The 12,498-nt window shown below is 73.9% G+C and carries 13 protein-coding genes; 8 read left to right on the forward strand and 5 right to left on the reverse strand.

Annotated features, from left to right (window positions below):
- Positions 1-22: 22 nt before the first annotated feature.
- Both ACIF6L_RS28465 and ACIF6L_RS28470 read right to left on the reverse strand, forming a co-directional pair.
- Positions 23-475 (reverse strand): carboxymuconolactone decarboxylase family protein, encoded by a 453-nt coding sequence (locus ACIF6L_RS28465; protein ID WP_396489706.1) that lies wholly within the window; start codon positions 473-475, stop codon positions 23-25.
- 63 nt (positions 476-538) lie between these two features.
- Complete coding sequence (locus ACIF6L_RS28470) at positions 539-1,189, reverse strand: sigma-70 family RNA polymerase sigma factor (RefSeq protein WP_396489708.1); 651 nt, start codon at positions 1,187-1,189, stop codon at positions 539-541.
- A gap of 77 nt (positions 1,190-1,266) precedes the next feature.
- Here ACIF6L_RS28470 and ACIF6L_RS28475 point away from each other — a divergent pair, with 77 nt between their 5' ends.
- Positions 1,267-2,094: an alpha/beta fold hydrolase gene (locus ACIF6L_RS28475; protein WP_396489709.1), complete on the forward strand. Its 828-nt coding sequence runs from the start codon at positions 1,267-1,269 to the stop codon at positions 2,092-2,094.
- A 104-nt stretch (positions 2,095-2,198) separates the two neighbouring features.
- Here ACIF6L_RS28475 and ACIF6L_RS28480 read toward each other — a convergent pair whose 3' ends face one another.
- Positions 2,199-3,413 (reverse strand): serine hydrolase domain-containing protein, encoded by a 1,215-nt coding sequence (locus tag ACIF6L_RS28480; protein ID WP_396489711.1) that lies wholly within the window; start codon positions 3,411-3,413, stop codon positions 2,199-2,201.
- A 444-nt stretch (positions 3,414-3,857) separates the two neighbouring features.
- Positions 3,858-5,048 carry a serine hydrolase domain-containing protein gene (locus ACIF6L_RS28485; RefSeq protein ID WP_396489713.1) on the reverse strand — a complete coding sequence of 397 codons (1,191 nt, stop codon included), beginning with the start codon at positions 5,046-5,048 and terminating at the stop codon, positions 3,858-3,860.
- Between the two features lie 229 nt (positions 5,049-5,277).
- On the opposite strand from ACIF6L_RS28485, the gene ACIF6L_RS28490 reads away from it, so the two are divergent.
- The 5 genes from ACIF6L_RS28490 to ACIF6L_RS28510 all read left to right on the forward strand — a co-directional run bounded on the left by ACIF6L_RS28490 (position 5,278) and on the right by ACIF6L_RS28510 (position 9,192).
- Positions 5,278-5,658: a winged helix-turn-helix transcriptional regulator gene (locus ACIF6L_RS28490; protein WP_396489714.1), complete on the forward strand. Its 381-nt coding sequence runs from the start codon at positions 5,278-5,280 to the stop codon at positions 5,656-5,658.
- A 211-nt stretch (positions 5,659-5,869) separates the two neighbouring features.
- On the forward strand, positions 5,870-6,856 hold the full coding sequence (locus ACIF6L_RS28495; RefSeq protein ID WP_352290815.1) for an aldo/keto reductase: 987 nt from the start codon (positions 5,870-5,872) through the stop codon (positions 6,854-6,856).
- Between the two features lie 189 nt (positions 6,857-7,045).
- Positions 7,046-7,648 (forward strand): TetR/AcrR family transcriptional regulator, encoded by a 603-nt coding sequence (locus ACIF6L_RS28500; protein ID WP_396489716.1) that lies wholly within the window; start codon positions 7,046-7,048, stop codon positions 7,646-7,648.
- Positions 7,649-7,779: 131 nt separating this feature from the next.
- Positions 7,780-8,343 (forward strand): DUF4188 domain-containing protein, encoded by a 564-nt coding sequence (locus tag ACIF6L_RS28505; RefSeq protein WP_352290817.1) that lies wholly within the window; start codon positions 7,780-7,782, stop codon positions 8,341-8,343.
- Between the two features lie 105 nt (positions 8,344-8,448).
- The gene (locus tag ACIF6L_RS28510) at positions 8,449-9,192 is read left to right on the forward strand and encodes a C39 family peptidase (RefSeq protein ID WP_396489718.1); all 744 of its coding nucleotides are present in this window, start codon (positions 8,449-8,451) and stop codon (positions 9,190-9,192) included.
- A 114-nt stretch (positions 9,193-9,306) separates the two neighbouring features.
- Here ACIF6L_RS28510 and ACIF6L_RS28515 read toward each other — a convergent pair whose 3' ends face one another.
- Entirely contained in the window at positions 9,307-10,164 is an 858-nt protein-coding gene (locus tag ACIF6L_RS28515; protein WP_329486721.1) for a hypothetical protein, read from the reverse strand.
- A gap of 372 nt (positions 10,165-10,536) precedes the next feature.
- Here ACIF6L_RS28515 and rpe point away from each other — a divergent pair, with 372 nt between their 5' ends.
- Complete coding sequence (gene rpe, locus ACIF6L_RS28520) at positions 10,537-11,220, forward strand: ribulose-phosphate 3-epimerase (RefSeq protein WP_329486720.1); 684 nt, start codon at positions 10,537-10,539, stop codon at positions 11,218-11,220.
- Positions 11,221-11,341: 121 nt separating this feature from the next.
- Positions 11,342-12,487, forward strand: coding sequence for an alpha/beta hydrolase (locus tag ACIF6L_RS28525; protein WP_396489720.1), 1,146 nt, complete (start codon positions 11,342-11,344; stop codon positions 12,485-12,487).
- Positions 12,488-12,498 lie beyond the last annotated feature (11 nt).

Consider the following 12,498-nt stretch of genomic DNA (forward strand, 5'->3'; position numbering starts at 1 on the left):
AGGTGGGACTCGGCGGAGCGCCTCACGCGGCTCCGGGTGTCCTGCGGGTGGCGACGTTCATCCGGTTCCAGGTGTTGACCGTGAAGATCAGCGCGATGAGCTGGGCCAGCGCCTTCTCGTCGAAGTGCGCGGCCGCCCCGTCGTAGACCGCGTCGGAGACGCCCTGCGGCAGCAGCGTCACCGCCTCGGTGAGGGCGAGCGCCGCGCGCTCCTCGGCCGTGAAGAGGCTGGAGTCCTCCCAGGCGCTCAGCTGGTAGATGCGCTCCTCGCGCTCGCCCGCCCGGCGGGCGTCGCCGGTGTGGTAATCGATGCAGTAGGCACAGTGGTTGAGCTGCGAGGCGCGGATCTGCACGAGTTCGACCAGGACCGGGTCGAGGCCCTGGCGGGAGGCTGCGTCCAGCGCCAGGACGGCCTTGAAGACCTTCGGGGCGACGGCGGAGAGGTTCATGCGCTGGGGGATCTGAACGGGTGTCATGCGTACGAGCCTAGGAGCGGATGCGGCCCGCGAGATGGTGCTTTCCGCAGGGGATTCGGTGGGTCAATTCTGCGCGGAAGTCCCGGCTTCGCCGCCCCGCAGCCGGTCGCGCTGCACCCGGTGGGCGAGGGCGCGGCGCACCGAGGCGGAGGCCATGGCGGCCTTCGGTGGACCGGCCAGGGGTGCGGTACGCGCGGCGGGGACGTCCAGGGCCCGGCTGATCGCGTCGTAGGCCGCACGGTGGCTGCCGGGCAGCCGCTCCCGGTGCACCCGCAGGTCCTCCTCGAGCAGCCGGCGCAGCTCGTCGACGCCCTGGGGGGTGAAGCGCTTGCGGCCCCGGGCGAGTGCGGTGACGTGCCGGGTGCAGTGGGCGCGGTCGTCGAGGGTCTCGGAGACCTCCTCGGCGAGGCCCCAGAGGCGCCCTTCGAGCCAGGGCGTGTCGTGCTGGTCGAGCGAGACGTCCAGCGGGGGGTGCGGCCCGCCGCTCCCGTGCCTGGCCACCTGCTTGGAGACGGCCGGCTGGCTCATCTCGGTGAGCCGGGCGATCCTGCTCTGGCTCCAGCCGAGGCCGACGAGCACCTGGATCATCTCGGTGCGCAGGGTCCGCATCTCCTCACCGGCCCGGATGACCTCGTTCATGCCGGCGATGATCCGCTCGGCCTGGTCCTCGGTCAGGGCCTCGTACGTCGGGTGGGTGTCGCGGTCGCCTGCCATGACTCGGTTATACACCTGCGGCGGCGCTGCCCATAACCGGGTTGTATAACCTGGTTATGAGTGCCATGATCCCTGCCATGCCCACCTACTCCGCACCCGACGGCACCCGACTCGCCTACCGCGTCCACGGGGACGGCGACCCGCTGCTCTGCATCCCCGGCGGTCCGGCGGACTCCCGCTACCTCGGCGACCTCGGCGGCCTGTCCGCGCACCGGCGGTTGATCGTCCCGGACCTGCGCGGCACCGGCCGCTCCGCCCTCCCGGAGGATCCCGCCTCCTACCGCTGCGACCGCCTGGTCGACGACGTCGAGGCCCTGCGCCGCCACCTCGGACTCGACCGGGTGGACGTGCTCGGCCACTCCGCCGGCGCGAACATCGCCACGCAGTACGCGGCCCGCCACCCGGCGAACGTCCGCAGGCTGGTGCTCGTCGGCCCCGGGACGCGGGCCGTCGGCATCGAGATCGACGGGGGGACCCGGCGCGAGGTGGCGCGGCTGCGCAGCGGCGAGCCGTGGTTCCCGGCGGCGTACGCCGCGCTGGAGGCGATCACCGAGGGGACCGGCACCGACTGGGCGGCCGTCGACCCGTTCTTCCACGGGCGGTGGGACGCGGCGGCGCGCCAGGTCCAGGAGGCCGGGCGGCCCGGCAACCCGGAGGCCGTCGCGCGGTTCGCGGCCGACGGCGCCTTCACCCCCGGGGCGACCAGGGCGGCGCTCGCCGCCCTCCCCTCGCCCGCGCTGCTGCTGACCGGGGAGTTCGACCTGAACAGCCCGCCGCGCCCGGTCGCGGAGTTCGCCGCACTGTTCCCCGACGCCGAGTCGGTCGTCCAGCCCGGGGCGGGCCACTACCCGTGGCTGGACGACGCCGACCGGTTCGTGGCGACGGTGGCCGGCTTCCTGGGGTGACGGGCCGGCGGGTTGTCCGGGCCGGGCTTCCCGGGGTGGCGTGGGCCGGCTTCCTGGGGTGACGGGCCGGCGGGTTGTCCGGGCCGGGTGCGGGCCGGTGCGGGTCAGCGGCAGAGGGCCGTGCGCACCACGTCGTCGACGCGGGACCGGGACGGCTGGTCGGTCAGCTGGACGGTCACCGCCACGTTGGCGGCCCGGCCGTCGGTGGTGACACCGCCCCGGGTCTCGAACCCGGGGAAGCTGCCGCCGTGACCCCAGTAGACGCCGGGGCCGCACGGCAGCGGCATGCTCACCAGGCCCAGTCCGTAACCGGCACCGGGGCCGAAGGTCTCCTCGGCGGGAACGGTGTCCTGCATCTGGCGGAGCTGCTCGGGCAGGAGGAGGCGGCCGGGGGTCAGCAGCGCGCTGTAGAAGCGGTTGAGGTCGGAGTTGGTGGAGACCAGCTGGCCCGCCGCCCAGCCCCAGGAGGGGTCCATGTCCGTGATGTCGACCAGGGCGCCCGCCTCGTCCCGGTAGTAGCCGTGGGGGTGGGCCTCCCGGATGGTCGCGTCACCGGGGGCCGGGAAGTAGGTGTGGCGCAGACCGAGCGGCTTGATGATGCGCCGATCGATCTCCGTGGCGAGCGACCGGTGGGTGACGCTCTCGACGATCAGGCCGGCCAGCACGTAGTTGGTGTTGCTGTACGCCCAGCCCTTCCCCGGGTCGAAGTCGGCCGGGTGCCGCAGCGCGATGCCGACGAGCTCGCGGGGGTCGTAGTAGCGGACGTCGTCGTCGAGGTACTTGCTGTAGTTGGGGAGTCCGCTGGTGTGCTGGAGGAGCTGGCGGACGGTGATGCCGTTCCCGTCGATGCCCGCCCCGGCGCCCTCGCCGCGGACCAGGCCCGGCAGGTAGTCCTCGACCTTGGCGCCGAGGTCGATCCTGTGCTGGCCGACCAGCTGCAGCACGACCGCCGCCGTGAAGGCCTTGGTGTTGCTGCCGATCCGGACCTGTCCGTCGTCGGGCACCTTCGCGCCGGTCGTCACGTCGCCCACCCCCGCGGTGTAGGTGCGGGTGCGGCCGTACCGGTCGGTGACGCTCGCCAGTGCACCGGGAGTGCCGTCCGACTGCAGCAGCGCGGTCAGCCCCTGCTGGACGGCGTCCGGCCGGGACGTCCCGGAGGTCGCGGACGTCCCGGAGGCCGCGGAGGCCGCGGGCGCCGCGAGGAGCCCCATCGTCATGGCGCCCCCGGCCACGGCGGCCGCGGCCCGCAGGGCCCTGCGCCGGCCACCGCCCTGCTGCCGGTCGGAAGAACGGAACCTCTGCGATGCCTGCTCGCGCACGGGGCAACTCCTGGGTGATCGTCGGGAATCCAGCGGTAGGTGCTGGTCCCAGCATGGCCAGGGGCGACCGTCCGGGACGATCCTGCTGTCCGCCCAGGTGGGGGTGGGGCTAACCCCCCGTCATACCGGTCCGATCGGGCAGCGGTGGAGAGGGGGCGGAGGCCAGGTGCGGGGTGGCGGCGTCAGTCGGGCGTGCCGGGCGTGGCGGGCTTACCGGGAGTGTCGGGGACGGCGAGGGCATCGGGGACGGCTCGGGTGTCGGGCGTTCCGGGGGTGGCGGCGGCGGTTCCGGTGGGGCTCGGTCTTCTGCACATGAGGGGCTCTCCACGGTTCGACGGCGTGTGCCCGGGACTCTAGTCATGGACGCGTCAGGACGAAAGGGAGCGTACGGGCGCAGCCGCGCGGGCCCCCGTGCGCCGGGGCCCGCGCGCAAAGGTGAGGTGGTCAGTCGCCGAGGCTGTCGCGGACGGCCTCGACCAGGCGATCGGCCCGCGCGTCGCCGTGGCCGATCATGCGGTTCGCCGTGTAGGCGAAGCCGATGCCGTACTCGTCGTCACCGAAGGCGAACTGGCCGCCGGCGCCGTCGTTGCCGAAGCTGCGGGCGCCGAGCATCGGCCGGAACGACGGCGAGGGGAGCAGGACCCCCGAGCCCCAGCGGGCGCCCAGGTCGAAGCCCAGGAAGCCGGCGCCGGAGGAGAGTTCACGGACGGCGTCGGTGACGGTCGCCGGGGAGAGCAGTCGCTCGCTCCGCCCGCCCGTGGTGCGCTCGACGCCGGTGACGGCGGCCGCGTACAGGCCGGCCAGACCGGTCGCGGAGGCGACGGCGCCCGCCCCCGGCAGTTCGACGGCGTGCAGCGCCGGGTCGTTCCATCCGCGCGGCTCGTCCAGGCCGGGGAAGACGAGCGCGCCGTTCATCGTCACGATCCGGGTCAGCAGGTGCTCCGGGCCGGGCAGCGGGCGGCGGCCCTCGGCCTCCACCAGCCGCGCCAGGCGGCCGAGTTCGGACGGCGGAAGGCCGAGCCAGGCGGACAGCCCGAGCGGCTCGCCGATGGTCCGGCGGAAGAAGGCGCCCGGAGTGAGGCCGGTGATCCGCCGGACCACCTCGCCGAGCAGGAAGCCGAAGACGTGGCCGTGGTACTCGAAGGTCGTACCCGGCTCCCAGAGCGGCTGCTGCTCCTCGATGGCGCGGACGACGGGCGCCCAGGCGGCGATCTCCTCGAAGGAGAGCGCGGCGTCCAGGGCCGGGAGCCCGGCCCGGTGGCCCAGGACCATCCGGCAGGTGATCGCGTCCTTGTCGTACCGGCCCGTGCGCTTCGGATCGGCGTCCGGGCCCGCGAACTCGGGCCAGTAGCGGCTCACCGGCGCGTCGAGGTCGAGCAGGCCCTGCTGCGCGAGGAGGTGGACCGAGATCGCCACGAGGCCCTTGGCGCAGGAGAAGACCGGGACGACGGTGCCGGCCTCCCACGGCCGGCCGGTGCGCTCGTCCGCGACGCCGCCCCACAGCTCGACGACCTTGCGGCCGCCGGCGAACACCGTGACGGCGGAGCCGAGTTCGGGGAAGTCGGCGTAGTTGCGCGCGAAGGCGTCGGCGACCGCCCCGAACCCTTCGTCGGCCCACCCCTGGTGCTGCTGCATCGGTCCGTCCCTCCGTGTGCGACCGCACCCGGCGGCCAAGATCATCGATCGGCCCACGGTACGGCGCGGGGCGGCCCGGCCACGAACGATTTACGGGGGGAGCGGGGGCCGGAACGGGCCTGCCCTGCCCCGGTCTCGCGCCGTCCGTGGTCACTTGTGGTTACTCAGGAACCGTAGGAGAGTGAGCGCTGACATGGAAGAACGCACTTTCCAGTGACGGGGGAACCTCATGGTGGCCAAGCAGTTCGGTGACTCGCCCGAGGAGGCGGACCTCCGGCGGGCGGACTCCCTGGCACGGGAGATCTTCTCGGACGTCGCCAACAAGTGGGCGCTCCTGATCATCGAGGCCGTGGGTGAACGCACCCTGCGGTTCAGTGAGTTGCGTGCCGAGGTGGAGGGAATCAGCCACAAGATGCTGACCCAGAACCTGCGCATGCTGGAGCGCAACGGGCTGGTGGAGCGGCGGGTGTTCCCCGTGGTGCCGCCGCGGGTCGAGTACACCCTCACCGAGCCGGGCCTGGGCCTGCGCGACACCGTCCACCGGATGTGCGACTGGACCCGCCGCAACCTCGACCACATCGAGACCGCACGCAGCCGCTTCGACGCCTGAGGTGTTGCGTCCGGCCCGTGTTGTCCGGCCTGTGCTGTCCGGCCTGTGCTGTCCGGACTGTCCCGGCCGGTGCGGTGTTCGACCGGCGCCGGGCGCGGGACCCGCCGGGCGCCGACCCGCCTGACCCGCCGGCCGCCGGACCCGCCGGACCTGCTATCCGGTCGGGGGAATGTGCTGGACAGCGGGCCCGGTGCGGCAGATGGTGGGCAGCATGGAGTTCACCCATCTCGGCCGTACCGGCCTGACCGTCTCCCGACTCTGCCTGGGCACCATGAACTTCGGCCCGCACACCACGGAGTCCGACGCCCACCAGATCATGGACACCGCCCACGAGCGGGGCATCAACTTCTTCGACACCGCCAACTCCTACGGCCGCGACGAGGAGGGCAACCAGAAGGGCCGCACCGAGGAGATCATCGGCAGATGGTTCGCCCAGGGCGGCGGCCGCCGCGAGCGGACGGTGCTCGCCACCAAGGCGTACGCGCCGATGGGCGACTGGCCGAACGAGGGCCGGCTCTCCGCGCTCGCCATCCGCCGCGCCGTCGAGGCCAGCCTGCGCCGCCTGAACACCGACCACATCGACCTGTACCAGATGCACCACATCGACCGGGACACGCCCTGGGAGGAGATCTGGCAGGCGATGGAGGTCCTGGTCGCCCAGGGCAAGATCATCTACGTCGGGTCCAGCAACTTCGCCGGCTGGCACATCGCCCAGGCCCAGGAGGCGGCCCGCTCCCGGCACTTCCTCGGCCTGGTCAGCGAGCAGTCCCTCTACAACCTGATCGACCGCACGATCGAGCTGGAGGTCGTCCCCGCCCTCCAGCACTACGGCCTCGGCCTGCTGCCGTGGTCCCCGCTGCGCAGCGGCCTGCTCGGCGGCGTGCTGCGCAAGCTGCGCGAGGGCGCCGCCGTCCGCGGCGCGATGGGCCACGCGAGCGAGGTCCTGGAGGCCAACCGCGAGCGCATCCAGGCCTATGAGGACTTCGCCGCCGAACTCGGCGCCGACCCGGCCGACCTCGCCCTCGCCTGGCTGCTCAGCCGCCCCGTGGTCACCGCGCCGATCATCGGCCCGCGCACCGCAGCCCACCTCGACGCGGCCGTCGCCGCGCTGGACCTCAAGCTCGACCAGAAGACCCTCGACCGCCTGGACGAGATCTTCCCCGGCCACCGCCCCGCCCCGGAGGACTACGCCTGGTAGGACGGGCCGGCCTCTGGCGCGGCGTCTCTCGTCCCGTCCCTCTCGTCTCATCCCGCTTGTCGCGCCCTTCGCGCCGTGCCCCGGTCCCGGGCGCGGCGCGAAGGGCTTCGGCGCGGCGCGCACGTGTGGGCCGCGGGCCTTCGGCGTACCCGCCGGTCACCCCGGTGGGCTGTGGTAACACTGGCTGACATGACGGAAAGGCCTGCCGAGCGCAGTAGTTACCACCACGGGTCCCTCCCCGCGGCGCTGGTCGCGGCGGCGCTCGCGCTGCTGGACGAGGAGGGGCAGGCGAAGGTCACCATGCGGGAGGTGGCACGGCGGGCGGGCGTGTCCCCGGGGGCGCCGTTCCGGCACTTCCCCGACCGGCAGGCGCTGCTGACCGAGCTGGCGGACCAGGTGCTGGCCGACTTCGAACAGTGGCAACTGGCCGAGATCCAGCGGAGCGAGGGCCCCGCGATGAAGGCGATGGGGCTGGGGTTCGTCCGCTACACCATCCATCACCCGCATCGGTTCGAGCTGGTCCGCTCCCGGGTGTTCACCGCCTCCCGGCAGCCGGAGCTGCGGGAGCGGCTCGCCGGGATCGACGAGGCGCTCACCGGCTTCATCGTCGCGGACCAGGAGGCGGGCCGGCTGCGCCCCGGGGACCCGGCCCTGGTGGGCCTGGCCGGGCAGGCGCTGGTCTACGGGCTCGCGCAGATGATCCTGGACGGGTACCTGCCGCCGGAGAAGGCGGAGGAGCTGGCGGTGCAGGTGCTGGACACCTTCGGCCAGGGGATCGCCGGCCGGAGCTGATTGAGGGTCAGTCCTGATCGTCAACCACCTTTTCCGGTAGTGGGTTTGAGGGTGCGCGGAGCCTTGACCGGACTTCCGCTCGCTGATGTAATCACCGCTTACATAGGTGGAGCAGAGAGCTGGGGGCACACATGTTCGCCAAACCGACTCCGGGATACACCACCGCGGCCGTCACCGGGGACACCGTGGTGCTGCTGATCGGGATGCGCATCAACCGCTTCTGGGCCGTCCACCACTGGATGCCGGTGATGGCGGCGATGTTCCGGATGCTCCACGACCTGGCCAAGGAGCCGGAACGCGGCCTGCGCGGCCGCATCCTCCTGACCGCCTCGCCGCGGACGTACTACATCGTCCAGTACTGGGAGTCCAAGGAGAAGCTGTACGCCTACGCGTCCGCGCCGGACGCCTTCCACCACAAGGTGTGGGGGATGGTGAACCGCAAGATACGCGCCGGGAAGGTCCGCGGGCACGTGGGGCTCTGGCACGAGACGTACATGGTGCCGGAGGGGTCGTACGAGGCGATCTACTTCGACATGCCGCCGTTCGGGCTGGCCGGGGCGCACGGGTCGCTGCCGCTGGAGAGCCGGGGGCGCCGGGCGTCGGACCGGCTCGCCTACCGCTCGGCGGCGGGCGGCCGGAAGGCGCCGGGGGAGACCTCCGGGGGCGGGACGGCGTCCGGATCGGCGCCGCAGTAGTAGGCCGGGCGACCCCCGGGGGGTTCGGCGGGCCGCCCGGGCCCCGGCCTGAGCGAGTGTGTGTCGCGGGCCCGTGGCGGCCGGGCGGCGTGAGAGCGTCGGGGGATGGTGGAGAGCGGTGGCCGGGCGGCCGTGGTGCACGAGGTGCCGTACTACGCGCAGTGGGAATCCCCGGAGCTGGTACAGGAGATCATCGACGGATCGGTGGGCGCGGCGGACGACCCGCGCTGGGGGCAGTCGGGGGCGCAGACGCCGGAGGACTACGCGTACTGGTCCTGGCGGCTCTGCGGAGTGGCGTGCCTGCGGATGGCGCTCGACCGCTGGTGGGGTGTGGCGCCGCCGCAGGTCCCGCTGGCCGCGGAGTGCCTGGCGGCCGGTGCGTACGAGCGGGACGGCGAGCGGTTGCACGGGCTGATCCACACGCCGTTCGCCGCGTATGTCCGGGAGCGCTGGGGACTGGCCGCGCAGGCGCGGGAGCTGACGGCCGACGAGGTGGCGGCGGAGGTGACCGCCGGGCGCCTGGTGATGCTGTCCGTGCACCCCGCGATCCGCGAACCCGAGGGGCCCGAGCCGCACCGGCGCGGCGGGCACCTGGTGCTGGCGGTGGGCGTCACCGGCACGGCGCTGGTGATCCACAACCCGTCCGGGTTCGCGGGGGAGTCGCAGGCCTACGCGCACGTGCCCTGGCGGCTGTTCGACCGGTTCTACGCGGGGCGCGGGATCGTGCTCGGCCCGCCGGCGCACGGCCGGTCGGCCGAGGCGGGAGAGCGGGAGACGGCGGAGACGGCGGAGACGGCGGACGCGGCGGACGCGGCGGACGCAGCGGGTGCGGCGGACGCGGGGAGTTGAGCGGCGGCCGGATCGGGCGGCTGGGGGGAACCGGCCATCGGCCCGGCCGTCCGGCACCGGCGGTCGAAGTGGCCGGTGCCGGGCGTCCGGTGTCGATGGATCAAGTCCTCGCTGTCAGGCCGTGGTGGCCGGCAGGCCGATCGGGTTGATCGGGGGCAGCGCACTGCGACAGAGCGCCGAGATCGGCGTGAGCGCGGCGGCGAGCCGGTCGAGTTCGGTGCGCGGATGGCTCTCCCACACCCGGGCGGCGGCCAGGTCGGTGGCGGCCTCCAGGGACTGGTGACGGATCCGGCCGCACTCGGTGATCGTGCCGCGCTCCGTCAGCCAACCGCGTTCCACCAGACGGGCGGTGGCGGCCGCCCACTCCTCGTCGGTCCAGCCGCGCATCGGCTGCAGCACCTCGCGGCGGACGTCCAGCGCGCAGCGCACCACCAGCGCCTCGCAACCGTCCAGCCCGGCGGAGACCAGCGCCGCGACATGGCCGTCGCCGCGGTGCTCGCGCATCACGGTGGCGGCCTGCCAGAGCCGTCCGTACAGGCCGGCCGGGCGGGGGACGGCGGCGTTGGCGGCGGCCAGCACCCGGCCCGCGCAGTCCAGCCGGTCGACGGCCCGCTCCAGCAGGTCGGCCACCCGTTCGACCTGTTCCGGCTCCACGTGCTCCAGCAGCCGGGCGAGCGCCGCCGAGGCGCCCGCGACCCGGGCCGCCAGGGCGCTGTCCGGATCCGCCCGCTTCCAGACGTCCGGCAGAGCGCGTTCCACCATCGAGGGCGCGAAGTTGAAGAACGCGGCGACCACCGGCGGTGCGTCGACCGCGCCCAGCGGCGCCGCCCGCCCGGCGAAGTAGCCGCGCCAGCCGCCGCGCAGTCCGGCCTCCTCGAACGCCGCGCGGCCCTCGGGGGAGAAGTAGGTGACGGCGTGCACCGGCTCGAAGAGCCACCACAGGGCCCGGGCGGGATGGACCAGATCGGCCAACGGAGGACCTTCCTCGGAGTGAGCACGAAGAGTGCGTGAGGGGGTGGGAGGGGGTAATTCTGCGGCTGCGTGAGGGAGCTGGGAGGGGGGGCGGTTCCGCGGAGCGGGCAGGGGCCCGCGGGGGGAGTTCCGGTGCGGGCTCCGCGGAGGGTGTGTGGCGGAAAAGGGGCGGGAACGAGGGCGGCCGGAGGTGCGAACGACGGGTTTCACAGGGCTGATGACCACGGTGGCGCTCGCGCTAACCCCCGAGCGGGTGTGATGCGGGTCACGGGGAGGGTTCGCCGTTCAGTTCCCGCCCGCTCCCCGCGAGATGATGGGGCGAGGTGGCCGTTTCGGGCGCCGGGAAACCTCGTAGGAAGCGAAGCATCGGAAATGGCGCAGATCAACCCCAGCATCCTGTCCGCGGACTTCGCCAGGCTCGCCGACGAGGCCGAGGCCGTCAGGGGTTCGGACTGGCTGCACGTCGACGTGATGGACAACCACTTCGTGCCCAACCTGACCCTGGGCGTCCCGGTGGTCGAGGCCCTCGCCCGGGCCACCGGCACGCCGCTCGACTGCCACCTGATGATCGAGGAGCCGGACCGCTGGGCCCCGCAGTACGTCGAGGCCGGCGCCGGCTCCGTCACCTTCCATGTCGAGGCCGCGGCCGCGCCCGTCCGGCTCGCCCGGGAGATCCGGGCCAAGGGCGCCCGCGCGTCCATGGCGCTGCGGCCCGCCACGCCGATCGAGCCGTACGAGGACCTGCTGCCCGAGCTGGACATGCTGCTGATCATGACGGTCGAGCCGGGCTTCGGCGGCCAGGCGTTCCTGGACATCATGCTGCCGAAGATCCGCCGCACCCGGCAGCTGATCGACAAGCACGGCCTGGAGCTGTGGCTGCAGGTGGACGGCGGGGTATCCGCGAGCACCATCGAGCGCTGCGCCGAGGCCGGCGCGGACGTCTTCGTGGCCGGCTCGGCGGTGTACGGCGCGGAGGACCCGGCCGAGGCCGTCGCCAAGCTGCGCGCGCTCGCGGACGCGGCGACCGCGGACTCCTGGTGGGCCTGCAAGCACTGAGTCGTCGGGGACACCGCCCCCGGGCCGCGGTGACGAGTTGTTGATCAGCTGTGACGGACACGGTGCGGCCCGCGGGCCGGGCCCGACGTACAGTGCCGGCTGACTGTCGGAGGGGAGAACCGTGGACCTGGACCAGCAGGGGAGTGGACACGCCGGAGCGGTGGGTGTCGGAGCGGTGGGTGTCGGGGTGGCGGGCGGCGTTCCGGTGCCGCCGCCCCCCGTCGCCCCGCCGCCGCCCGTGATGGCGCCGCCGCCCGCCGTGCCGCCCGTGATCGGCGTGACCGGCCGGGCCCGCACGGGCTTGTTCGGCCCGGGGGCGTTCGGCCCCGGCACGCTCGGGCGGCGCCGGCTGCTCAGGGCGGGCCTCGGCCTCGGCGGCCTCGCCGTCGTCGGCACCGGTACCGCGGTGGCCCTGTCCGGCGGTTCGGACGGCCCGGGCAGCCGGTCCGGCGGCTCCGGTGGCCCGGGCGTGCCCTCCGCCGCCGGTACGACCCCCGCCACGGCGCCCACCGGTACGGCGGCACCGTCCGGCGCCACGGCCGTCGTCCCCTCACTCCGCAGCGAGGAGCAGCACTCGGCGGCCCGGAACGGCGCCGCGGTGAAGATGATCACGATCGTCCCGGAGGGCATCGCCCGCCCGGCCGACCTGCCGGTCTGCGTCGCCCTGCACGGGCGCGGTGCCACCGCCCAGGCGTGGACCGACCTCGGACTGCCGCAGATCCTGGTCGCCGCCATCGCGGCCGGCGTCCCCCCGTTCGCGGTGGTCGCCGTCGACGGCGGCGACGCCACCTACTGGCGGCGCACGCCGTCCGGCGACGACCCGCAGAAGATGCTGCTGGAGGAGCTGCCGGGCTGGCTCACCAAGCAGGGGCTGCGCGCGCCCGACGCGGCGATGGGCATATCCATGGGCGGCTTCGGCTCGCTCCGCTACGCCCGCAACCGGGGCGCCGGCTTCGGCCCGGTCGCGGTGCTCAGTCCGGCGCTGTTCCGCAGCTGGGGCGACGCCAAGGCGGTGGGCGTCTTCAAGGACGAGGCCGACTGGCGCGAGAACGAGCCGCTGCTCCACCAGGACCAGCCGCACGGCCGTCCGATCGGCGTCTGGTGCGGCACCGAGGACCCGTTCTGCGACGCGGCCCGCAAACTGGCCGGCGACACCGTCCAGGCCCGCTTCACCCCCGGGGTCCACGACGCGGCGTACTGGCGCAAGGTCCTGCCGGACGCGGTCGCCTTCCTCGGCCGCGCGCTGGCGGGCCGCGGCGCCGGCTGACGGGGCGGGGC

The sequence above is a fragment of the Kitasatospora sp. NPDC086009 genome (genome assembly GCF_044540385.1).
Lineage (GTDB): Bacteria > Actinomycetota > Actinomycetes > Streptomycetales > Streptomycetaceae > Kitasatospora.